At 72.2% G+C, this 22299-nt stretch carries 17 protein-coding genes; 7 read left to right on the plus strand and 10 right to left on the minus strand.

Features of this window, described 5'->3' with window-relative positions; all coding sequences use genetic code 11:
• Window positions 1-2: 2 nt before the first annotated feature.
• From ACWDVG_RS21375 to ACWDVG_RS21400, 6 genes are read right to left on the minus strand one after another with little or no spacing between them, the layout of a single operon-like run.
• A complete protein-coding gene (locus ACWDVG_RS21375; protein WP_451700903.1) occupies window positions 3-1427 on the minus strand; it encodes an aldehyde dehydrogenase family protein in 1425 nt (474 codons plus the stop codon).
• On the minus strand, window positions 1424-2527 hold the full coding sequence (locus ACWDVG_RS21380; protein WP_451700904.1) for a hypothetical protein: 1104 nt from the start codon (window positions 2525-2527) through the stop codon (window positions 1424-1426). The genes ACWDVG_RS21375 and ACWDVG_RS21380 overlap by 4 nt, the downstream gene beginning before the upstream one ends.
• The gene (locus ACWDVG_RS21385) at window positions 2466-4307 is read right to left on the minus strand and encodes an asparagine synthetase B family protein (RefSeq protein WP_451700905.1); all 1842 of its coding nucleotides are present in this window, start codon (window positions 4305-4307) and stop codon (window positions 2466-2468) included. The genes ACWDVG_RS21380 and ACWDVG_RS21385 overlap by 62 nt, the downstream gene beginning before the upstream one ends.
• Entirely contained in the window at window positions 4295-5308 is a 1014-nt protein-coding gene (locus ACWDVG_RS21390) for an alpha/beta hydrolase-fold protein (RefSeq protein WP_451700906.1), read from the minus strand. Before ACWDVG_RS21390 ends, ACWDVG_RS21385 begins: the two co-directional genes overlap by 13 nt.
• Complete coding sequence (locus ACWDVG_RS21395; RefSeq protein ID WP_451700907.1) at window positions 5305-6711, minus strand: MBL fold metallo-hydrolase; 1407 nt, start codon at window positions 6709-6711, stop codon at window positions 5305-5307. Before ACWDVG_RS21395 ends, ACWDVG_RS21390 begins: the two co-directional genes overlap by 4 nt.
• The gene (locus ACWDVG_RS21400; RefSeq protein WP_451700908.1) at window positions 6711-8078 is read right to left on the minus strand and encodes a formylglycine-generating enzyme family protein; all 1368 of its coding nucleotides are present in this window, start codon (window positions 8076-8078) and stop codon (window positions 6711-6713) included. Before ACWDVG_RS21400 ends, ACWDVG_RS21395 begins: the two co-directional genes overlap by 1 nt.
• 333 nt (window positions 8079-8411) lie before the next feature.
• Here ACWDVG_RS21400 and ACWDVG_RS21405 point away from each other — a divergent pair, with 333 nt between their 5' ends.
• Window positions 8412-9215: a phytanoyl-CoA dioxygenase family protein gene (locus tag ACWDVG_RS21405; RefSeq protein ID WP_451700909.1), complete on the plus strand. Its 804-nt coding sequence runs from the start codon at window positions 8412-8414 to the stop codon at window positions 9213-9215.
• A 35-nt stretch (window positions 9216-9250) separates the two neighbouring features.
• On the opposite strand, the gene ACWDVG_RS21410 is transcribed toward ACWDVG_RS21405, so the two are convergent.
• Window positions 9251-10498, minus strand: coding sequence for an ATP-grasp domain-containing protein (locus ACWDVG_RS21410; RefSeq protein ID WP_451700910.1), 1248 nt, complete (start codon window positions 10496-10498; stop codon window positions 9251-9253).
• 201 nt (window positions 10499-10699) lie between these two features.
• On the opposite strand from ACWDVG_RS21410, the gene ACWDVG_RS21415 reads away from it, so the two are divergent.
• Window positions 10700-11845 (plus strand): MFS transporter, encoded by a 1146-nt coding sequence (locus ACWDVG_RS21415; protein WP_451700911.1) that lies wholly within the window; start codon window positions 10700-10702, stop codon window positions 11843-11845.
• Between the two features lie 65 nt (window positions 11846-11910).
• Complete coding sequence (locus ACWDVG_RS21420) at window positions 11911-13260, plus strand: activator-dependent family glycosyltransferase (protein ID WP_451700912.1); 1350 nt, start codon at window positions 11911-11913, stop codon at window positions 13258-13260.
• 128 nt (window positions 13261-13388) lie between these two features.
• Here ACWDVG_RS21420 and ACWDVG_RS21425 read toward each other — a convergent pair whose 3' ends face one another.
• Window positions 13389-14933 (minus strand): alpha/beta fold hydrolase, encoded by a 1545-nt coding sequence (locus ACWDVG_RS21425; protein ID WP_451700913.1) that lies wholly within the window; start codon window positions 14931-14933, stop codon window positions 13389-13391.
• 164 nt (window positions 14934-15097) lie between these two features.
• Between ACWDVG_RS21425 and ACWDVG_RS21430 the strand changes: the two genes are divergently transcribed.
• The 4 genes from ACWDVG_RS21430 to ACWDVG_RS21445 all read left to right on the plus strand — a co-directional run bounded on the left by ACWDVG_RS21430 (window position 15098) and on the right by ACWDVG_RS21445 (window position 20539).
• The gene (locus ACWDVG_RS21430; protein ID WP_451700914.1) at window positions 15098-15454 is read left to right on the plus strand and encodes a VOC family protein; all 357 of its coding nucleotides are present in this window, start codon (window positions 15098-15100) and stop codon (window positions 15452-15454) included.
• A gap of 227 nt (window positions 15455-15681) precedes the next feature.
• Entirely contained in the window at window positions 15682-18057 is a 2376-nt protein-coding gene (locus ACWDVG_RS21435; RefSeq protein WP_451700915.1) for an ATP-binding cassette domain-containing protein, read from the plus strand.
• A gap of 128 nt (window positions 18058-18185) precedes the next feature.
• The gene (rfbB, locus tag ACWDVG_RS21440; protein WP_451700916.1) at window positions 18186-19166 is read left to right on the plus strand and encodes a dTDP-glucose 4,6-dehydratase; all 981 of its coding nucleotides are present in this window, start codon (window positions 18186-18188) and stop codon (window positions 19164-19166) included.
• Window positions 19163-20539 (plus strand): NDP-hexose 2,3-dehydratase family protein, encoded by a 1377-nt coding sequence (locus tag ACWDVG_RS21445; protein WP_451700917.1) that lies wholly within the window; start codon window positions 19163-19165, stop codon window positions 20537-20539. The genes rfbB and ACWDVG_RS21445 overlap by 4 nt, the downstream gene beginning before the upstream one ends.
• A gap of 171 nt (window positions 20540-20710) precedes the next feature.
• Here ACWDVG_RS21445 and ACWDVG_RS21450 read toward each other — a convergent pair whose 3' ends face one another.
• Both ACWDVG_RS21450 and ACWDVG_RS21455 read right to left on the minus strand, forming a co-directional pair.
• On the minus strand, window positions 20711-21163 hold the full coding sequence (locus ACWDVG_RS21450; RefSeq protein WP_451700919.1) for a carboxymuconolactone decarboxylase family protein: 453 nt from the start codon (window positions 21161-21163) through the stop codon (window positions 20711-20713).
• Between the two features lie 148 nt (window positions 21164-21311).
• Entirely contained in the window at window positions 21312-22073 is a 762-nt protein-coding gene (locus ACWDVG_RS21455) for a gamma-glutamyl-gamma-aminobutyrate hydrolase family protein (RefSeq protein WP_451700920.1), read from the minus strand.
• Window positions 22074-22299 lie beyond the last annotated feature (226 nt).

Raw genomic sequence — 22299 nt, forward strand, 5'->3', positions numbered from 1 at the left:
GGCTACCGTCCCGGCCGGTGGGCGACCCAGACGGCGCGGGGCCTGGTGTAGGCCTCCACGGCGTGGATGCCGAGCTCGCGGCCGTAGCCGGACCGGCCGAGGCCGGAGACGCTGACGGTCTCCTCGGTCTCGCCCCAGGTGTTGATCCACACCATGCCGGCGCGCAGGGCGCGGCCGAAGCGCTCGACCCGGCCGGCGTCGGCGGTCCAGACGGAGGCGGACAGGCCGTACGCGGTGTCGTGGGCGAGCGCGAGGGCCTCGGCCTCGGTGTCGAAGGCGGCGACGGACAGGACGGGCGCGAAGACCTCCTCGCGCCAGGCCCGGGTGTCGGCGGGCGCGGCGTCGAGGACGACGGGGTGGACGTAGAACCCGCCGTCGAGGTCGTGGCGTACGGAGTCGGCGCCGGGCGGCAGGATCACGCGCGCGCCCCGCTCGCCGGCCTCGGCCACGATCGCGGCGGTGCGGTCGACGGCGGCGCGGCTGATCAGCGGGCCGAGGTCGGTGGCCGGATCCTCGGGGCGGCCGACGCGGAGGTCGGCGGCGAGGGCGGCGACGCGTGCGACGAACTCGGCGTGCACGGCCCGGTCGACGACCAGCCGGGTGCCGGCGACGCACATCTGGCCGGTGTTGCCGGTGAAGGCGGTGACGACGGCGCGGGCGGCGGCGTCGAGGTCGGCGTCGCGGAAGACGACGACGGGGCTCTTGCCGCCGAGCTCCAGGGAGACCGGCTTGAGGCCGTCGGCACAGCGGCGGGCGACGTCGCGGCCCGCTGCCGTGGAGCCGGTGAAGGAGACCATGCCGACGGCGGGGTGGTCGCAGAGCAGCCGCCCGGTGCCGGCGCCGCCGTACACCGCGGTGAGGACGCCGTCGGGCAGGAGCCCGTCGGCGGCGCGGTCGACGAGGCGGCGCAGGGACAGCGGCGTCTCGGGCGCGGGCTTCACGACGACCGTGTTGCCGTACGCGAGGGCCGCGGCGATCTTCCAGACGGCCAGGAGCAGCGGGTAGTTGTTGGGGGCGACGGCGGCGACGACGCCGACGGGCACCCGGTCGGTGTAGGTGCGCATGCCGGGCCCGGCCGGATGGGTCTCCCCCACCGGGTAGCGGGCGGCGGCGGCGAACCAGTCGACGACCCGGGCGGCGAAGTCGACCTCGCCGAGGGCGCGCGCGGTGGGCTTGCCGGCGGTGCGCCGCTCCAGGGCGGCGAGTTCCGCCCGGTCGTCGCGGATCAGGGCGGCGAGCCCGTGCAGCAGGGTGCCGCGCTCGCCCGGTGCGGTGTCCTCCCAGCCGCCGTGGAACGCGGCCTCGGCGCGCCGGACGGCGGCCTCGACGCCGTCCGCGCCGGTGTCGGCGACGCGCGCGACCTCCCGTCCGGTGGCGGGGTCGAGGACGGCGCGCGCGTCGGGGGCCGCGTCCACGACGGCGGTCATCCCAGCACCTCCGCGCGGCCGGCGAGGCGCAGCCCGGCGTCGAGCGCGGTGACCAGGGCGAGGAAGGCGTCGCGGCCGAGGGCCGTGCCCGCGCTGCCGAGGAGCCGGAGGTCGTAGCCGTCGGGGTGCTGCCACCAGGCGTCGCAGGCGCCGTAGGCGGCGCTGAGGTGGGCGAGGTGGAGGGGGCGGTCGCCGGGGAGGGTGTGGAGTTCCTCGGTGGCGGGGTGCTTGTCCCGCCGCGGGGGGAACTCCAGGCGGCCGCCGCCGGTGCGCTGGGCGGTGAGGCGCAGTTCGTCGCCGGTCGGCGTGGTGTAGACGACGTCGAGTTCGCGGACGTCGGCGCCGTTGCCGAAGGTGGCGGCGCTGTCGGCGTGGAAGTCGCCGACGGCGAGGGGCACGCCCTGCTCGGTGAGGAAGGCGGTGAGCCGCTCGGTGGGGATCCAGTCGCCCTCGTGCTGCTTGTCGCGGCGGTGGAAGTGGTACGGGCCGGTGGGCACCGAGACCATGTCGGCGGGGTGTCCGGCCCAGTAGCTCAGCTCGGAGAACGGCGTGGCGAGGATCCGCGGCACGGCGTCGGGCACGGCCGGGCGCAGCGCGGCGAACAGGGCGACGAGCTCCTCGTCGGAGAACTCGCCCTCCAGGACCGACAGTTCGACGGTGGTGCCGGCGAGGCGGGCGCTGCCGGCCCGGTGCCCCATGTAGTCGGTGCCGAGCCAGGCGACCCGGCCCTCGCCGATCTCGTACGGGTGGGTCTCGCCGCCCCACAGGCAGGGGTGGTCGGCGGCCGGGAAGGCCCAGTCGTACAGGAACTGCTTGAGGCGCAGGCGGCGGCCGCCGCCGGAGATCTCGGTGCGGTACCCGGCGGGGTTGGCGTCGCTCCAGGGCGTGCGGCCCTCGGCCTCGACGCGGCCGGGGGGCGCCTCCCGGCGGAGGGTGCCGACGCTGGTGCCGCAGCCCTCGGGCAGGGCGGTGGGCCGCCACAGCACGAAGTTGCACCACTCCTGGGCCCGCTCCTCCTCGATGACCGGGGGGACCGGGTCAAGGTCGGACGCGTTCGCCAGGACCTGCGGGCGCCAGCGCGGGACGGAACTGCTCACCATGACTCCTCGGTTCGGTTCTGAACTCCGCGAGGTGGTCGAGCCAGGCGGAGGTGGAGGCCAGGAACATCCATTCGCCGACGCCGAGTTCGGCGCGGAGTCCGGCCGGGACGGGCGGCAGCCCGAAGGGGGTGCCCATGCCGTCGGCGAGTTCGGTCAGCCGGCGGACGTAGCCGGGGTCGGCGGGGCTGGGGAAGCCCTGCTTGCGGCGCAGCCGCACGGACTCGGGCAGCAGGTCGCCGAGGGCGGCCTTCAGCAGGCCCTTGTGGGTGCCGGGCCTGTTGGTGTCCTTCAGGTGCTCGGGGCAGCGGAAGGCCAGCTCGGTGAGGGTGACGTCCTGGAAGACGGGCCGGTCCTCCAGGGTGAAGGTCGCGGAGGTGACGTCGACCATGTCGTTGACGTACACGAGGAAGCGCCGCATGAGGTGGTGCCGGCCGCGCTTGAGCGGGGACGCCGTCTTGAGGGTCCGGTACTCGTCCATGGTGCGGGCCCAGACGCGGTCGGTGACCTCGGTCATGTCGACGCCGAGCTCGTGGGCCATCCAGCTGACGAGCTGGGCCCAGACGGGCCGTTCGTCGGCGTGCAGCCGGTGCGTGAGGTAGTGCCGGCCGTGGATGTAGGTGGGGGCGAGGGGGTCGACGACGGGGAAGTAGCGGCCGTCCTGGTAGCCCCAGAGCTCGTCGGCGCCGTGTCCGGAGTAGACGACCACGTTCCCGTCGGCGGCGATGGTGCCGTACAGGTGGTGCATGGCGAGTTCGGCGCCGTGCAGCAGCGGCCGCATCAGCCGGGTGGGCAGGACGGGGACGAGTCCGGCGGCGGTCTGCTGGTCGAGGTCGCAGACGGTCAGCGGGACGCCGAGGCGTTCGGCGGCCTCGGTGGCGTACGCGACGTCGTCGCCGGAGCCGCCGATGCCGTCCTGGTAGCGCAGGACGTAGCCGTCGAGCGGGGTGCCCCGGGCGGTGAGGCCCGCGACGATCGCGGTGCTGTCGACGCCGCCGCTGAGGACCGCGGCCCGGGGCACGTCGGAGACGGACCGCTGCTCGACCGCCCGGTCGAAGGCGGCCCTGATCTCCTCGGCCTCGATCGGCTCGTCGACGGAGACCGGCTTCCAGTAGCGGTGGGTCCGCAGCTGCGGCCGGTCGATGATCATGTACTCGGCGGGCTGGAGCGACCTGACGCCGCGCAGCCACGTGTGGTCGTCGGCGGCGTCCATCCGGATCCAGGAGCGCAGCACGAACTCCTCGGGCTCCACCTCCGCCTTGAGCAGGCCGGTGCGGAGCAGGACGCCCTGTTCGGAGGCGAAGATCAGGCCGCCGTCGACGTGGGCGTAGAAGAGCGGCTTGACGCCGAAGTGGTCGCGGGCGAGGACGACCCGGCCGGTGGTCGTGTCGTGCCAGGCGAGCGCGAACATGCCGTCGAGGGGCCGCAGCGCCGGGCCGGGCTCGTCCTCGCGGCAGACCTGCTGGAGGACGAACTCGGTGTCGCAGGTGGTGCGGCGGGGCCAGAGCGGCGGGGCGGGCGCGCGCGAGCCGTACACCTCGCCGTTGTGGACGAGGACGATCCGGCCGGTGGGGTCGGTCATGGGCTGGTCGCCCGCGTGGGAGCGGTCGCGGATCGCGAGGCGGGTGGCGCAGAGCATGACGGTGCCGCACTCGGAGACGTACGGGGCGCAGGAGCCCTCGCCGCGGTGGGCCATGGCCCGGGTCATGGTGCGGCCCAGGGCGTCGAGCCAGGCCGCGTCGCGCCGGCCGTCCAGGCTGACGAAGCCCGCTATACCGCACACGTGCCGACCGTCCTTTCCGTCCAGACGGCCTTCAGTCCGGCGAGGGCGTCGGTGAAGACGTGCTCGATGCCGTGGTGGCCGCCCTCGTGCTCCCGGTAGTGGTGGGGCACGCCGTGGGCGTCGAGGGCGGCGTGCAGGGCGCGGGCGCCCCAGTGCATGCCGTACTCGTCGCGCTCGCCGACGCTGAGGTGGAGGTGGTCGAGGCGGCCGAGGGCGTCGGCGTGGTCGGCCAGCATCCGGACGGGGTCGTGGGCGAGCCAGCGCCGCCACACCTCGTCGCGGAACACACCGGTCTCCGGGTCGCAGGGCAGCGCGTCGGAGGGGCTGGTCCAGGGGTCCTCGGCGTAGCACATGCCCATGGCGACGATGCTCATGGCGACCATGAACGGCACGTCGATCGGGCCGGTGGCGCGGCGGGCGAGGAGGGCGTCCATGCCGCCGGCGGCCCGGATGGTGTCGAGGGTGCGCGGGAGGAGCGGCAGGTAGCTGTGCTCGAACCCGGCGTCGGGCGAGCAGGCGACCACCGAGCCGAAGAGGTCGGAGGTCATGCCGGCGACCAGCGCGCCGTAGCCGCCGCTGGACTTGCCGCCGACGGCCCGCCAGTGGGGCTCGGGCCGGGTGGCGAACCGCCGGTCGACCTCGGCGACGACCTCGGCGAGGTGGGCGGCGTAGCGGCCGGAGGAGGCGGAGTCGATGTACTGGGAGCCGCCGTACGCGGTGGTGCCGTCGGGCACGACGAGCAGGGCGGGCGGCACCCGGCCGTCCGTCATGGCCGCGCGCAGCCCGTCGGCGACGGAGGTGCCGAAGGCGAGGGCCCGGCCGGAGAGGCTGGGGTGGGCGCCGAAGCCGGGCAGCCAGTAGACGACCGGGAACGGGCGGACGCCGTCGTACCCGGGCGGCAGGTGCACCTCGACGCGGCGGACGTGCGGGTCGCCCAGCGGGTTGTCGCGCAGGGCGTCGCTCTCGTGCGTGAACACGACGGTGGTGGGGGTGTCGCTCATGCGCGGCTCGCCTCCCGGAGTTCCCGCTCGACGTGGCGGGTGTAGTACGAGGGGTGGTGGAAGACGGCCGACAGCAGGACCCCGTCGCTGGCCCACAGGCCGAAGGAGCTGCCGAAGAGGAGGTCGGCGGCGAGCATGGCCTCCAGGGTGCTCGCGGCGGTCTCGGTCCACCCCTCGGCGCCGGTGACGTGGTCGCGGGCCGGGCCGGGGCCCAGCTCGACGACGCGGCCGGCGACCGGGTCGAGGAGGTAGGAGGTCTCGCGGCCGTCGTCCTCGTACAGCGAGACGACGTGGCGGCCGGCGCCGTCGTCGAGCGCCCGGTACCAGTAGTCGGTGGCGACGAGCAGGTCGAGGAGTTCGCGGAGCATCTCGTCGGCGCGGCGGGTCTGCTTGCCGACCTTGTCGAGGGAGGCGTCGAACGGCGGGACCTCGGCATCGGGGTCGAGCCGCACCGCCGCGTACACCTCGTCGAAGTCGTACGCGTCGGGGGCGACGGGCCCCTCGACGAGCCCGGCGCGGCCGTCGGCGACCTCCAGGACCTGGCCGGGGCCCCAGAGGAGTCCGGCGCGGCCCCGCTCGGTGAGGCGCGCGAGGGCCTCGGCCGGGGTGAAGGGGAACATGGTGCGGTTGCACCAGTCGTAGTCGCGGTCCGTGTCGCCGCTGACGCGCCAGCCGAAGGAGGACGGCACGGTCAGGGCGGCGGGCAGGGAGTCGACGTACCGGTCGAAGTTGGCGACGGCGCGGGCGCGCACGCCCTCCGGGTCCGTCAGCGGGCGGCGCTCGGTGAGGACGCCGGGCGGCGAGATGCTGTGCGTGGGCACGAGCACGACGTCGAGCCTCGGCGCGTCGTCGCGGGCGAAGGCCTCCACGGTCGCGTCGTGCAGGAGCGCGTCGCCACAGACCATGACGGCCGCGTCGGCGGTCTCCACGAGCACGCTCATCTCGGGGAAGGAGACGGCGGACGGGAAGGTCCGCAGGGTAGCCCCGCCCAGGGTGACGGTGTCGCCGGGGGTCACCGGGTGCAGGCGCTCGAAGCCGAAGCGGCGCAGCGTCCAGGAGATCGCCTGGTGGCCCAGGCCGGAGGCGGTCAGCGTCGGCGGCACCGGGCCGGCCGGGTAGACGCAGGTGACGCCGGTGCTCTGGCGCGGGCTGTCGTCGAAGTCGACGTCGGCGCCGTCCGCGAGCAGGCCGAGCGAGGGGTAGTGGTGGTGGTCGAAGTGGTGGTGGCTGAGGACCACGTAGTCGACGCCCTCGTCGAGGACCCGGCGGACCAGGTCGTCCTCCAGGGGCGGGTGGTGCTCCCAGAAGCGGTCGAGGCGCTGGGTCAGCCACGGGTCGAAGAGGATCCGCTCCTGTCCCGTCTCGACGAGGACGGCCGCGTGGCCGAGGGAGGTGAGGCGCATTACTTCCCCGCCTCGTACACGCAGCGGAAGCCGACCTCCATGTGCCGGTCGGTGATGAGGTCCTTGCCCCGGTAGAAGGTGGTGAGGCAGGCCGGCGGGGAGGTGAACGTGCCGCCGCGCAGCACGTGGAACGCCTCCTTGCGGTTCATGAAGTCCAGCGGGTGGCGCCCCTTGAAGAAGGGGTCCATGTCCTCACCGGTGTAGAAGTTGGTGCGGGTCAGCTCCCAGACGTTGCCGGACATCTGGAGGACGCCGTACGGGCTCGCGCCCTCGGGCAGCGCGTCGGCGGCGAGCACCGGGTGGGCCGGGTTCTCGCCCTGCTCGATGGTGACGAGGAGCGCTTCGAGGGAGTCGAGGTCGGCGACCGCCTGGCCGAAGGAGCGCTCGACGTAGTTGACCCGCTCGGGGTCCCACTCGTCGCCCCACGGGAAGCGGCGGCCGTCGACGCCGCGGGCGGCCTTCTCCCACTGGACCTCGCTGGGCAGCTTGCCGCCGGCCCAGGCGGCGAAGGCGTACGCGTCGTACCAGTCGATGCCGACGACGGGCATCTCCGGGGCGTTGAAGCGCGGGTCGTGCCAGTGCGCGGGGCGGTGCGAGCGCTCCAGCGGCTGGTCGGGGTGGTCGAACTCGCCGGACTCGCCGACCTCTTCGAGGAACTCGCGGTAGCGGGCGTTGGTGACGGTGGTCCGGTCGATGAGGAACGCGGGCACGTCGACGGCGCGCAGCGTGGTGTCGTCCGTCGCCATGCGGAAGGCGTCGGGCTGCTCGTCGGCGCCGATGATCGCCGGTCCGGCGGGGACGAGGACGACGTCCTGGTGGCGGCGGGGGCGCTTGCGGGCGGCGGCGACGCGGGCGCGCATCTCGGAGAAGTACTCGTCCTCCAGGCGGCGCAGCTCGGCGGGGTCGCGGGTGCCGAAGACGGCGATGAGGGCGCGCTTGGTGAGGGCGGCGCCGCAGCCGACGGGCTTGCGGGCCCAGTCGGAGCGGGTGAAGTTGCTGGGCCAGCCGGAGATGCGGATGAGGTCCGGGACGGCGGCGGCGATGCGGTGCTCGGTGATGACCTTGAGCGCGGTGAACGCGACCCAGTCGACGGTGTCGTGGGTCGCGGCGGCCACGGCGGTGTCGGCGGCCTCGTCGCCGGCGTGGTGGGCGGCGAGGAGGCGGACGGCGCCGGCGCGGACCGGCCACTCGGGGTGGGAGACGGCGATGCTCGCGAGGAGCGGGATGCCGTCGGCGGTGCGGCCCTTCTCCTCGGCCAGTGCGACGACGCGCTCGACCGACGCCCAGTAGCGGTCGTCGGTGGAGTCGTCGATCACCAGCATGTCGGCGGGAATGTCGATGACTTGTGAAACGCGATTGCCTACCATGTCAACCTCTCTCGGACGACGTGCCGCCCGTACGGAATCGAATTCCATACGGGCGGCGCGGAACGCGTCATGCGTGTGTGATTCGCTGGGGTCAGCGAATTACCACTTGCTGGTCTCCTGCTGCGCGTCACGGGTCTCGATGAAGTCACGGTCGTTCATGGGTCACTCCTTCTTCTCGGGAATTCATGGGGTCGGTCGACCTCATGGCCAAGGAGCTTACGCAGCGGCCGGACCGGGCGGCAACGGACCGAAAAGGAAGCGGTTGAACATGAACGCCGCCCGATACGTCCGGGTAGGTTCGCGACGATCCGAACCGGAGAAAGGGAGGAAAGAATGGTGGACATCCACGCCCATTCCCGAGAGATACGGGAGAACGGATTCGTGCGGCTTCCCGGCCTGGCCGTCGGCGACGACCTGGCGCGGCTGCGGCGCGCCGTGGGCCGCCTGGAGGAGCTGGCCCGCGACCGTACCGCCTCGTCCGGGGACTTCGTCCTGGAGGCGCCGGGCATCGGCGGCTGGGCGGCCTGGCAGCAGGGGGCCGGGGCGCTGCCGGGCGTCCTCAGGTCGGCCGACCGCATCCATGTGCACGAGCCGGAGTTCGAGGCCGTGCAGCGGGAACTCGGCCTGGCGGAGGGCCCGGTCCGGCGGGCGTCCGGCACGACGGGCACGCTGGTCAACTCGTTCCTGTGGGCGAAGCCGCCGGTGGTGGGCTCGGCGAAGCCCTGGCACCAGGACATGGCCTTCGCGCCGCCCGGCTTCCGCGCGGACGACCAGGGCATCGTGACGATCTGGGTGGCCCTGGAGGCCGCGACCCCGCGCAACGGCTGCCTGGAGTTCATCCCCGGCTCGCACGTGCTCGGCCTCTTCCCGCACACCGGGGACCGGGAGCGGCTGCCGGGCGAGCCGCCGCTGGAGGGCGCGGTCGAGCCGCACGTGGCGGACGAGCACCTGCCGCGCACGGCCGACCCGGTCGCGATGCCGCTCGAACCGGGGTCGGCGGTCATGTTCGACGGGATGGTGCTGCACCGTTCGGCACCCAACACGACGGCGTCGGAGCCGCGCACCGCCGTCAGCTTCGTCTACAAGGTGCCGCGGCCGGCCTGGACGCGGATGGAGCCGGCCGCCGCCCTCGTGTGACGTTCGACTGCGGCGGGGCGGCGGTCGAACGCTCCTCAGGAGCCGGTCGCGGCCCCGTCGAGCGCGTAGAACGCGGCACCGTCGAGGTGCCGGATGGTGTTGAGGTCGCGCTGCACGACCTCGTCGAGGTCGTGCAGCAGCGTCACGATGACCGGGAAGGTGAGGTCGTCGACGGTCCGCCGGATCTCCTCGCCCGGCCGGACCAGGGTCGCCAGGGCGTGGAAGCCCTCCAGGCGCTCGATCTCCTCGATGCCTCGGTAGCCGGCGAGCACGCCCTCGACCGGCGAGACCATGCCGTAGATGGCGGCGTACCTGCGCACCTCGTACGGGGTGCCCGCCCGCGCGTGGAAGCGCTCCGGGCGCAGGATCGCGTCCACGGTCCACTCCAGTTGCGACTCGCCGATGCCGAGGCCCGCGGCGGCGGGGATGCCGCCGCCCGCGATCCGGGCGCCGACCTCGACCAGGCAGGGCCCGGTCGGGGTCATGCGGATCTCCAGGTGGGCGGGGCCGTGCTGGATGCCGAGGGCGTCGAGGACGCCGAAGGCGTAGGCGGTGAGCGGCTCGACGACCCGGCTGCCGGAGTCGATGAGGGAGAGGGCGTCGCACAGGTCGACGATCCCGTTCCGGCTGACCCGGCCGGTGCGCCAGACGTCGCAGACGTGGTGGCGGCCGTCGCGGCTGACGGTGTTGACCATGTACTCGGTGCCGGAGAGGTACTCCTGGGCGACGGCCCCGCGGTTGGGCTGGGAGAAGACGTCCTCGGCGTCGGCGAGGGCGCGGAAGGCGGCGACCGACTCCTCGGGGGTGTCGCAGAAGGAGACGCCCTGGCTGCCGGCGCTGCGCGGCGGCTTCACGACGACGCGGCCGCCGAGGTCGCGGTGCCAGGCGGCGAGTTCGTCGGCGTCGGTGGCCCACAGCTGGCGGGCGGCGCGCAGGCCCGCGGCGCGGACGGTCTCGATCATGAGGTGCTTGTCGCGGCGGGCGGCGCTGAGGCCGGTGCCGTTCCCGGGCAGTCCGAGGCGCTCGGCGAGCAGGTCGGCGAGTTCGACGCCTATCTCGCCGCCGGACATCACCGCGATCGGCGCGTAGGCCGCGACGGCCCGTGCGGTGGCGTCGAGATCGCCCTCGTGGACGAGGTCGGCGACGAAGTCCTCGGGCACGTGGGGGGCGGAACGGTAGACGGGCGGAATGTCGGGCGTGCTCTGCACACGGACGAGGGAGCACCCTTGCTCAAGGAATTCGAGAACGAGCGAGCGGACTCCGGCATAGGCGTCGACCAGCACGATGCACGGGCGGCCGGCCTGGTCGGCGGAACGGGCGGGGACACTCTGGTCAGTTGTCGGGTCAGTTGTCGTCATATGTTCAACGATAGACAGAGTCACCGCTCGCCGAAATCCGTTCACCTCTGCCATCCTCCAGCCCCTGGAGGATTACCGATGACACTTTTTCCCGCCTCTCTCCGTTCACCCCACTGCACTCCCGCATTGCTGTTCGTCAACACGTGCGGGAGTTTTCTCGTTCTGGTCAGCCTGTCCACCCACATCGGCTCGGCCACCGGTTCCGGACTTCTCGCGGGCGCCGTTCTGAGCGCCCCCTGGCTGCCCGCGCTGCTGCTCGCCGCGCCGCTCAACCGGCTGCTCGCCGGGCACGCCCCGGAGCGGCTGGTCCGGATCGCCGAGGCGGCGAGCCTGCTGCTCACGGCGGCGGCCCTGGTGGTGCCCGGCGGCGCGTTGCTCGCCGTCGCCACCTCGCTGATCGCCGTCCGCGGCTTCTTCGAGGCGGTGACCCGCTCGGCCACCTCGGTCGTCCTGCGCGGCACGGTCCCGGCGGAGCGGCTCGACCGGGCCAACACGTACGCGGAGATCGGCAAGTTGACCGGGGTCAGCGTCGGTGCCGCCCTCGCGGGACCGGCCGCCTCCGTCCTCTCCCTGCGCGGGCTGATCGCGCTGAACGCGGCGACGCTGCTGCTCTCCGCGCTCCTCGCCTGGGCGCTGCCGTCCTCGGCGCGGGCGGCGGAGGAGGGCGAGGGCGCGCGGGCGAAGGGCGGTGCCCGGCTGCGCGTCGAGGACCCCGCGCTGCGCCGGCTGTTCGCGCGCTTCCTGCTGGTGGCGTTCTGGCAGGGCTTCCACACCGTGGCCGTCACGGTGATCCCGCTGCACCTGCTGGGCGGCGACACCCGGCTCGTCGGCGTGTTCGTCGCGGTCTCGGCCGTCGCGATCTTCGCCGGGTCGCTCGCGGCGCTGCCCGCCCAGAAGTACCTGGACCACGTGCCCGGATCGGTGTGGGTGGTGCTGCCGATGGCCCCGCTGCTCGCGGCCGTCCTCGCGGCGAGCACCGTGCCGACGCTGGCGCTGTACGCGGTGTTCCTCGTGCTCTTCGAGGTTGCCTTCGTCCTCCACAACAACCGCGTCCTTGCGGCCGCCTCGGCCGAGGAACTGTCGTCGGTGGTGACGCTGCGGGCGACGCTGCTGCCCTCGGGCGTGGCCGTGTCGATCCTGGTCATGGGCGCGCTGAGCGATCTGGCGGGGCCCGTACCCGCGGTCCTGGCCGTCGTCGTCACCACGCTGGTGGTCACCGCCGCGACCGGCACCACGCGGCAAACTCGGAGAAGACCCGTACCCGACGCCTGACCAGGATGGCAGGGGCCGACATGCGGGGCGCACGCCCCGCTTCCCCTGACCGAAGGAATCCCGTCGTGCGCGTTCTCATCGTCCCGTTCCCGTGGAAGACCCACCTCTTCAACCTGGTGCCGCTCGCATGGTCGTTGCAGACCGCGGGACACGAGGTGCGCGTGGCCGGCTGGCCCGACCTCCTCGACGCCGTCACGAGCGCCGGGCTGATGGGGGTGGGCGTCGGGCCCGGTGAGACCGCCCAGGAGCGGGAGGCGGGCGACCGGCGACAGCAGCGGGAGCGGAAGGCGGCCCCGCCGGTGCGCGGGGGCGGGCCGGCGGGCGCCGGGGGCCTCGACCCGCTGTTCGACGTACGGCCCGACCGCGAGCGGCTGGGCTGGGATCAGGTCACGCGGGTCTTCGACGACCTGGTGCTGCCGCAGGCGCGCCGCTCCAACGACTCCATGATGGAGGACGTGGTCGAACTGGCCCTGGAGTGGCGGCCGGACCTGGTGCTGTGGGGCGCGAAGGCGTTCGCGGGCGCCGTGGCCGCCGCGGCCGTGGGCGCGGTGCACGCCCGGGTCCTGTACTCGGTGGACGTCTACACCCGGATGCGCGAGGACTTCCTGCACGCCAAGGCGCAGCGGCCGCCGGAGGACCGGCCCGACACCCTGCAGGAGTGGCTGACGGGCTGGGTCGAGAAGTACGGCGGCACGTTCTCGGAGGACCTGGTGAACGGCCAGTTCACGATCGACCCGCTCCCCGAGGCCTTCCGGCCGGATCCCCGGCCGACGACGCTGCCCATGCAGTTCGTCCCGTACAACGGGCGCACGGTCGTGCCGCGCTGGCTCTCCGAGCCGCCCCGCGCGCCCCGGGTCCTGATGACCTTCGGCGACACCGTGAACGACGGCCCGGTGCGGCACCTGCTGCCCGTCGAGCGCATCCAGGAGATCCTGGACTCGGTGGGCGACCTGGACATCGAGCTGGTGCTCACGCTGCCCCGGCAGTCCCAGGAGGAGCTGACCCGCGTCCCGGCCAACACCCGTCTCGTGGACTCCGTGCCGCTCTCGGAGGTCCTGCCGACCTGCTCGGCGATGGTGCACCACGGCGGGACCTGGTCCTTCGGCTGCGCGCTGCGGTACGGGGTGCCCCAGCTGCTCGTCAGCCGGGCCTTCGACGTACCGCTGAAGCTCCAGTGCCTGGAGCGGACCGGCGCCGGGCTGTCCATGAAGCCCTCCGACGTGGACGGTCCCGCGGTGCGGGCCGCGCTGCTGCGGCTCCTGGAGGACGAGACGCTCCGGGCCAACGCGCGGCGGCTGCGCCAGGAGGTCCTGGCCATGCCGGCGCCCAACGAGCTGGTGCGCACCCTGGAGGGCCTGGTGCTGGCCCACCGGGCGGTGGCCCACCGGGCGGTCGCGGCTCCCGCCGCGCGCTGACCCGGCGGAAGCGGGCCCCGCACCTTGCTCGTGCGGGGCCCGCGGTGTGTCCCGAGCCGTACCGGGCGGAAGCCCGGTCGACGGTGGCGCGGTTCACGGGGGGTCGGCCCGGTGGGCCGGTGACCGGATCAGGCGGTGGGAACCGGGTCCGGAGCCGCCTGGCAGGTCGCGTCGGCGCCCCACGCGGAGGACGGCCGGGTGCCGTCGCGCAGGTAGTTGCTGACATGGGTGTTCAGGCAGGCGTTGTTGTTCGCCGACAGGGCCGCGCCGACGCTGTGGCCGCCCTGCTCCAGGATGAGCCGGGAGTTCGGGAACAGCATGTGCGTCTCGTAGGCGCCGAGGAGGCCGTGCGCGGTGTCGAACTGCGGCTGCACGATGAGGACGTCCACGGTGGAGTTGCCGACCTGCTGCGGCGTCTGGGACGGCACGGGCCAGAAGGCGCAGGGCGCGGTGTACCAGGCGTTGGTCCAGGTCAGGAACTTGGCGCCGACGGCGTGCTGGGCGGAGTAGGCCGCGCTGTAGGCGGACCAGCCCTTGGGCCAGGGGCCGTCGGTGCAGTTGACCGCGTTGGTCATGGTGTGGCGGTTCTGGTGCGGGAAGCCCGGGTCCGAGAAGTTCGCCTTCAGCGACGTGGGGTCGTTGTTGACGACGAAGTCGGAGAGGATCTTCGCGCGGTTGAGCCAGATCCAGTGGCGGTAGACGACCGGCTCGAAGACGTCGGCCCACTCGGCCGGGCCTATCTTGCCGTCGACGGGCGCGGTGCGGAGCCGGTTCTGGCCCTCGTAGTACTTCGCCTCGACCTGGGCGGCGGTGGTGCCCAGGTGGTAGACGTTGTCGTACTTGGCGACCCAGGCGAAGAAGATGTCGGCGTTCTGCTCCGACGTGAAGTTCTTGTTGAACTGGTTCGCGAAGCCGACGCCGCTCGGGCTGACCACGCTGTCCAGGATGAGCCGCTGCACGCGGGTCGGGTACATGGAGGCGTAGACCGAGCCGAGGTAGGTGCCCCAGTCGGTGCCGAAGAAGGTGATCTTCTCCTGGCCGAGGGCGATGCGCATCTGGTCCAGGTCGCGCGCGGCGTGCTTGGTGGTCATGTGCTTGAGCACGTCGCCGTACTGCTGACCGCAGCTCGTGGCGTACGCCTTGGCACGCTCGACCCAGGCCTGCTCGGCGGCCGGCGAGTTCGGAACCGGGTCCGGCTGGGCCTGGCCCGGGTTGATGTACGAGGGGTCGCAGACGAGCGCCGGCTCGCTGGCGCCGACGCCGCGCGGGTCGAAACCGATGAAGTCGTAGGCGGTGCCGACGTCGGTGGCGAGGCCGGTGGTGCCCTTCGCGTACCGCGTGGGCAGGTCACGGCCGATGCCGCCGGGCCACTGGCCGCGGTTGAGGATGACGACGCCCTTGTAGTCGGCGTCCGGGACGGTGTGCTTGGCGCGGGTCAGGGCGAGCTTGATCTTCTGGCCGGCGGGGTTGGCGTAGTCGAGCGGCACCTCGACCGTGCCGCACTCCAGGCCCTTGAGCATGGCGCCCAGGTTCGGGTCGTTCTCCGAACACGGAGCCCAGGCGATGGTGCCGGCGGTCGGCGTGATCGTCGCCTCCGCGGCGGCGACCGGGGTGAGGGTCGGTCCCACCAGACCGGTCACGATCACTGTCGTGACCAATGCGAGCTTCTTCACGTGATTCCCCTTCTGAATACAACGCGCTCGCAGCCTGACAACGGGGCCTCCATTTCCGGTCAACCCTGGCTGGAATGCCACTGGAGGTGAGCACGAACGGAGAAGCGCCAGGTCGGGGGATTTCCCTAGCATGCAAAAACAAGATCCCGACCCCAGGAGTGATCATGGCTGACTCTGCCATCCAGGGAATCAAGACCGTGCTGCATCCCGTCAAGGACCTGGCAACGGCCAAGAGCGTGTACACCGCCCTGCTCGGCATCGAGCCGCAGACCGAGTCCGACTACTACATCGGCTACGACATCGCAGGTCAGCACATCGGCCTGGTGCCCGGAGCCGGTACGCAGGGCATGTCCTCGCCGGTCGCCTACTGGCACGTCCCGGACATCGAGGCGAAGCTGGCGGAGGTCACGGCGGCCGGCGCCACCGTCCAGAACCCGGCCGCGGACGTCGGCGGCGGCCGCCTCGTCGCCACCGTCACGGACGCGGACGGCAACGTCCTCGGCCTGCTCCAGGACAGCTGACGGCGGCCGAGGCGCGCGCTCCTCGAATCCCCCACGACATCTCCTCGATTCCCGACCGAATCCCGCTCGAATGCCGGTCGATTGCCGGTCAATCCCCGATCGACTTTCGGTCGAATCCGCCGTGAGCCCCGCTCGACTTTCCCTCGAGCGGGGCTCGAGGCGTAATCGAGCGGGAATCGAGCGCGCCACGTCACCCTCGCCGGAGAGCCGCAGCGAGGGAGACACCCATGAGCCAGGAATCCGCCCCCGTCCACCGCCACGACCGGATCCGGGTGCACGGGGCGCGCGTGAACAACCTCAAGGACGTCGGCGTCGAGATCCCGAAGCACCGCCTCACGGTCTTCACCGGCGTCTCGGGCTCCGGCAAGAGCTCCCTCGTCTTCGGCACCATCGCCGCCGAGTCGCAGCGCCTAGTCAACGAGACGTACAGCGCCTTCGTCCAGGGCTTCATGCCGACGCTCGCCCGCCCCGAGGTCGACGTCCTCGAAGGGCTGACCACCGCGATCGTCGTCGACCAGCGGCGCCTCGGCTCCGACCCGCGCTCCACCGTCGGCACCGCCACCGACGCCAACGCGATGCTGCGCATCCTCTTCAGCCGGCTCGGCATCCCCCACATCGGCCCGCCCAGCGCCTTCGCCTTCAACGTCCCGCGCCGCACCGCGAGCGGCTCCATGAACGTCGACAAGGGCGGCGGCAAGCGGATCACCGTCCGCAAGGCCGTGTACCACGGCGGCATGTGCCCGCGCTGCGAGGGCCGCGGCACCGTCTCCGACATCGACCTCACCCAGCTGTACGACGACACGCGGGCCATCGGCGACGGCGCCTTCACGATCCCCGGCTGGAAGCAGGACAGCTTCTGGACCACCCGCGTGTACGCCGAGTCCGGCGTCCTCGACCCCGGGAAGCCGATCCGCGAGTTCTCCGCGCGCGAGATGCGGGAGTTCCTCCACGGCGAGCCCCGCAAGGTCAAGGTCGACGGGGTCAACCTCACCTACGAGGGCCTGCTCCCGAAGATCCGGAAGTCGATGCTCGCCAAGGACCGGGACTCCCTCCAGCCGCATGTCCGGGCGTTCGTGGACCGGGCCGTCGCCTTCACCACCTGCCCCGACTGCGACGGCACCCGGCTCGCCGAGGAGGCCAGGTCGTCGAAGATCCACGGCGTCTCGATGGCCGACGCCTGCCGCATGGAGATCAGGGACCTCGCCGCCTGGGTCCGCGGCCTCGACGAGCCCTCCGTGGCGCCGCTGCTCACCACACTGCTCCACACCCTGGAGTCGTTCGTGGAGATCGGGCTCGGCTACCTCTCCCTGGACCGGCCCGCCGGCACCCTGTCGGGCGGCGAGGGCCAGCGCGTGAAGATGATCCGCCACCTCGGCTCCGCGCTCACCGACACCACGTACGTCTTCGACGAGCCGACCACCGGACTGCACCCGCACGACATCGCCGGCATGAACGAGCTGCTGATCCGCCTGCGCGACAAGGGCAACACCGTCCTCGTCGTCGAGCACAAGCCGGAGACCATCGCCATCGCCGACCACGTCGTCGACCTCGGCCCCGGCGCCGGCGCGGCGGGCGGCCAGGTGCTGTACGAGGGCCCGCTCGACGGGCTGCGCGCGAGCGGCACGCCGACCGGCCGCCACCTCGACGACCGGGCCCGCCTCAAGGAGACCGTACGGAAGCCCGAGGGCGTCCTGGAGATCCGCGGGGCCGCCACCCACAACCTGCGGAACGTCGACGTCGACCTGCCGCTGGGCGTGCTCTGCGTGGTCACCGGCGTCGCCGGCTCCGGCAAGAGCTCCCTCGTCCACGGCTCGGTCGCGCGCCGGGAGGGCGTCGTGGCCGTCGACCAGTCGCCGATCAAGGGCTCCCGGCGCAGCAACCCCGCCACGTACACCGGTCTCCTCGACCCGATCCGTACGGCCTTCGCCAAGGCCAACGGCGTGAAGCCGGGCCTCTTCAGCGCCAACTCCGAGGGCGCCTGCCCCACCTGCGACGGCGTCGGCGTCCTCCACACCGACCTGGGGATGATGGCCGACATCGCCACCACCTGCGAGGACTGCGAGGGGCGGCGCTTCGACGGCTCCGTCCTGGAGCACCTCTTCGGCGGCCTCGACATCAGCGAGGTCCTCGCGCTGCCGGTCGACGAGGCCCTGGAGTTCTTCGGCGCCGAGGGCACCCGGGTGCCCGCCGCGCAGCGCGTCCTCCAGCGGCTCTCCGACGTCGGCCTCGGCTACCTCGCCATCGGGCGGCCGCTCACCACGCTCTCCGGCGGCGAGCGGCAGCGGCTGAAGCTCGCCACGCACCTCGGCGGGAAGGGCGGCGTGATCGTCCTCGACGAGCCGACCTCAGGACTGCACCTCGCCGACGTGGAGAAGCTGCTGCGGCTGCTCGACCGGCTCGTGGACGCGGGCAAGTCCGTGGTCGTCATCGAGCACCACCAGGCGGTCATGGCGCACGCCGACTGGATCGTCGACGTCGGCCCCGGGGCCGGCCAGGACGGCGGCCGGATCGTCTTCGAGGGCACCCCGGCCGAACTCGTCGCCACCCGGCCTACGCTTACCGGTGAACACCTCGCCGCCTATGTCGGGGCGTTCAGCGGTTGAACCGGCAATCTGAAAGATGCCCCTGTTCAGACGCTTCTCTAGCGTGAATTGGACGGCACCCCCACCCCTCAGCGAAAAGGGCACAGGAACATGTTTCGACCGTGGAATTCCGACAGCGATGTGATCTCATGAGAATCCTCGTCACCGGCGGCGCCGGATTCATCGGCTCCCACTACGTACGGACCATGCTCGACGGGGGATACCCGGGGTACGAGGACGCGCACGTCACCGTCCTCGACGCGCTGACCTACGCGGGCAACCGGGAGAACCTCCCCGCCCGGCACCCGCGGCTGACCTTCGTGCACGGCGACATCCTCGACCGTGACCTGCTGCGCAGCGTCCTCGAAGGCCAGGACGCGGTGGTCCACTTCGCGGCGGAGAGCCACGTCGACCGCTCCATCGAGAGCGGCGCCGCCTTCGTCCGCACCAACGTCGAGGGCACCCAGGCCGTCATGGAGGCCGCGCTCGCCACCGGCGTCGAGCGGGTCGTCCACATCTCCACGGACGAGGTGTACGGCTCCATCGACGAGGGATTCTGGACCGAGGAATCGCCCCTCCTCCCGAACTCCCCGTACGCCGCCTCCAAGGCCTCGTCCGACATGATCGCGCTGGCCTATTTCCGCACCCACCGGCTGAACGTCTCGGTCACCCGCTGCTCGAACAATTACGGGCCCTATCAGCACCCCGAGAAGTTCATTCCGCTCGCCGTCACCCACCTCCTCGAAGGCCGCCGCATTCCCGTCTACGGGGACGGGCAGCAGATCCGCGAGTGGCTGCACGTCGACGACCACTGCCGTGCCGTGCAGCGGGTGCTCACCGGCGGCCGCGCCGGCGAGGCGTACAACATCGGCTCCGGCTCGGCCGTGCCGAACCTCCACCTCGCCCACCGGCTCGTCGAACTCTGCGGCGTGGGCCTCGACATGATCCACCACGTCACCGACCGCAAGGGCCACGACCGCCGCTACGCCCTCGACCAGAGCAAGATCGAGCAGGAGCTCGGCCACCGGCCGCTCACCCCGTTCGACCGCGGCCTCGCCGAGACCGTCGCCTGGTACCGGGACAACCCGCAGTGGTGGAAGCCCGTCAAGGAGAGCGGAGGCCGGGCATGAGCACCCAGACGCGCCTGGTCCCCCGCTCGCGCGCCGGGATCACCGAGCGGCTCGCCCTCTCGGCGGCCACGACCCGGGGCTCCCACGTCTCCACCTCCGAGGCCCTCGGCTGGCTCGACTTCCACCGGGTGACCTGCGGGACGCAGATCCGCCGGATCCCCTTCGCCGAGCTCGACAACTGGTCCTTCGCGCCGGACACCGGCAACCTGCGGCACAGCAGCGGGGCGTTCTTCACCGTCGACGGCCTGCACGTGGTCCGGCCGGACGCCGAGTGGCAGCAGCCGATCATCGTCCAGCCGGAGATCGGCATCCTCGGCATCCTCGCCAAGGAGTTCGACGGGGTCCTCCACTTCCTCATGCAGGCCAAGATGGAGCCCGGCAACCCCAACCTGGTGCAGCTCTCGCCCACCGTGCAGGCCACCCGCAGCAACTACACCAAGGCCCACGGCGGCGCGGCCGTGAAGTACCTGGAGCACTTCCTGGAGCCGGACCGGGACCGCATCCTCACCGACGTCCTCCAGTCCGAACACGGCGCCTGGTTCTACCGGAAGCGCAACCGCAACATGATCGTCGAGACCGACGAGGACGTCCCCGTCGAGGAGGACTTCCGCTGGCTCACCCTCGGCCAGATCGTGGAGCTGCTCCGCCTGGACAACGTGGTCAACATGGACGCCCGTACCGTCCTCGCCAGCGCGCCCATGGCCGCGGAGGAGGCCGGCGCGCTCTCCTCCGACGCCGAACTGCTCGCCTGGTTCACCGGTGAGCGGGCCCGGCAGGACGTCCGCACCCGCCGGATGCCGCTGCGGGAGATCTCCGGATGGCGGCGCGACGCGCACTCCATCCGCCGCGAGGACGACCGCTTCTTCCGGGTCGTGGCGGTCTCCGTCGAGGGCGCGGGCCGCGAGGTCCGCGGCTGGACCCAGCCGATCATCGAGCCGGTGGGCCCCGGCGTCTGCGGCTTCGCGTACCGCGTCTTCGACGGCGTCCCGCACGTCCTCGTGCACGCGCGCGTGGAGGGCGGCTTCCTCGACACCGTCGAGCTCGCGCCGACCGTGCAGTACGTGCCGTCCAACTACGCGCACCTGGCGGCCGACGAGCGGCCGCCCTTCCTCGACCTGATGGTGAACGCAGCGCCGGAGACGATCCGTTACTCCGCGATCCACTCGGAGGAGGGCGGCCGGTTCCTCGACGCCGAGAGCCGCTACCTGATCGTCGAGACCGACGAGGCCACCACCCCGGCCGAGGCGCCGCCCGGCTACCACTGGGTCACCCCCGGCCAGCTCAACTGGCTCGCGGGACACAGCCGTTACGTCAACGTCCAGGCGCGCACCCTGCTCGCGGTCCTCACCACCGCGGGCCCCGGAGCGTTCTGACCGCGGGAGCCGTACGACCACGGGTCGCCCCCCCACGAGAAGGGCCCCGGAGCTCGACGCTCCGGGGCCCTCGCGTTTGCCGCTCTCGTGAGGTCCGGAAGCAGCACAAAGGCCCTGGTCGGTGGAGGTTCTCCACCGGACAGGGCCTGTGTGCTGTGCGGTCCGACCGGGTCACTTCGTCGCGGCGAGCCGCGTGGTCATCGGGGTCCACTTCTTGGGGTTCACGCGCCAGTCGACCGGCTCCTGCTTCGTGGCGACGTTGACCCGGTTCCAGAGGTTCACCAGGCCGATGTGGAGCACCACGGCGCCGAGCTGCTTCTCGTCCCAGTGCTTGGCGGCCTCGTTCCAGACCTCGTCGGAGACCGGGTCCTTCACGTCGTTGATGCGGGTGGCGGCCTCGGCGAGCGCGAGCACCGAACGCTCGGCGTCGGTGAAGCAGGTCTGCTCCCTCCAGGTCTCCACCAGCGGCAGGCGGAAGTCCTCCTCGCCGGCCTCCTCGAACTCGCGCTTCTTCACGGGAATCTGGACCGGACGGCCGTTGATCTGGCTCACCCGAAGGTGGACGAGAACAAGCGTCTGCAACGGCACACCGACACTGTTGATGGCCTTGACCAGTGCCCGCATGGGGGGCAGAACATCGGGAACGACCAGCGACGGGTTAGGCATCCGCGGCGACATTCGTAATTCTCCTTCTGATGGGGATCGGAAAACAGCTTGCCCTCAGGGGCCGCTTTTTCTCAAGTAGTGCGGAATTCCGGCTGCCGACGATTTTCTAGAAGGTCGGCGCGGCCGGTACGGCGGCGTTGCGGGCGGCTTCGGCGAGTGCCCGGTGGAGTCTTCTGTCGGCCGTGAACCCGGCTTCCCACTGCACCCCGACGGCGAAGGGGTGACCGATGACCTCGACCGCCTCGACGGTCCCGTCCTCCGCCCGCGCGGTGACGGTCAGCCCGTCGCCGAGCCGGTCCACCGCCTGGTGGTGGTGGCAGGCCGTCTCCGGCTCGGCCTCGTCGAGGACGCCGGCGAGCCGGCTGTCCGCGACGAGCTTCAGCGGATGGCGTCCGAGGGTGAAGGACGGGGTGTCCGGACGGTGGCCGTGGTGGCCCGTGACGTCCGGCAGGTGCTGGTGGAGGGAGCCTCCGCGCAGCACGTTGAGCAGTTGCATGCCGCGGCAGATGGCCAGGACGGGCAGCTCGGCTTCGAGCGCCGCCCCGACCAGGGCCAGTTCGACGCGGTCGGCGTCCGGGGTCATGGCCCGGGTGACCGGGTGCGCGGCCTCACCGTACAGCGCCGGGTCGAGATCGGGCCCGCCCGGAACGAGCAGACCGTCGATCCGGTCGACGAGGCGCTCGACGCCGGGCAGCAGCGGAAGCAGCAGCGGGACGCAGCCGGCCTCGGCGAGGTAGGCGACGTGGGCCTGGAGCGCGAGGCTGACGACCAGGTCGGAGCCCTGGAGCGTGACCGGCGCGGTCCGTGCGCAGATCCCGATGACCGGCCGCCGCGGGGCGCCCGCCGGGTCATTCGCGGTTGAATTCATGACCACCCTTGGGGTTTCCGGGTTCAACTGAGGAAAGGACGCAGATGAAACAACCGTCCCGGTGGACGGTCCGGTCGTCAAAAATATCCGTGGCGGTGAATCCGCGGCCCGTGTTCAACCCCGGATCCGGCCGGTGGACTACTGAACGGAATGGCGCTCCTGGTACCACAGGGTCGGGATCCTTTTGTCTTCCCGATATCTCTCGCCCCCTTCACCCGAGGTGACC

This window comes from Streptomyces sp. NPDC003327, from assembly GCF_053589515.1.

Bases quoted from the DNA above. Each gene is read 5' to 3' on its own strand.
- ACWDVG_RS21375 (WP_451700903.1), bottom strand. From the start codon at position 1,427: ATGACCGCCGTCGTGGACGCGGCCCCCGACGCGCGCGCCGTCCTCGAC.
- ACWDVG_RS21380 (WP_451700904.1), bottom strand. From the start codon at position 2,527: ATGGTGAGCAGTTCCGTCCCGCGCTGGCGCCCGCAGGTCCTGGCGAAC.
- ACWDVG_RS21390 (WP_451700906.1), bottom strand. From the start codon at position 5,308: ATGAGCGACACCCCCACCACCGTCGTGTTCACGCACGAGAGCGACGCC.
- ACWDVG_RS21395 (WP_451700907.1), bottom strand. From the start codon at position 6,711: ATGCGCCTCACCTCCCTCGGCCACGCGGCCGTCCTCGTCGAGACGGGA.
- ACWDVG_RS21400 (WP_451700908.1), bottom strand. From the start codon at position 8,078: ATGGTAGGCAATCGCGTTTCACAAGTCATCGACATTCCCGCCGACATG.
- ACWDVG_RS21405 (WP_451700909.1), top strand. From the start codon at position 8,412: ATGGTGGACATCCACGCCCATTCCCGAGAGATACGGGAGAACGGATTC.
- ACWDVG_RS21430 (WP_451700914.1), top strand. From the start codon at position 15,098: ATGGCTGACTCTGCCATCCAGGGAATCAAGACCGTGCTGCATCCCGTC.
- ACWDVG_RS21435 (WP_451700915.1), top strand. From the start codon at position 15,682: ATGAGCCAGGAATCCGCCCCCGTCCACCGCCACGACCGGATCCGGGTG.
- rfbB (WP_451700916.1), top strand. From the start codon at position 18,186: ATGAGAATCCTCGTCACCGGCGGCGCCGGATTCATCGGCTCCCACTAC.
- ACWDVG_RS21445 (WP_451700917.1), top strand. From the start codon at position 19,163: ATGAGCACCCAGACGCGCCTGGTCCCCCGCTCGCGCGCCGGGATCACC.
- ACWDVG_RS21450 (WP_451700919.1), bottom strand. From the start codon at position 21,163: ATGCGGGCACTGGTCAAGGCCATCAACAGTGTCGGTGTGCCGTTGCAG.
- ACWDVG_RS21455 (WP_451700920.1), bottom strand. From the start codon at position 22,073: ATGAATTCAACCGCGAATGACCCGGCGGGCGCCCCGCGGCGGCCGGTC.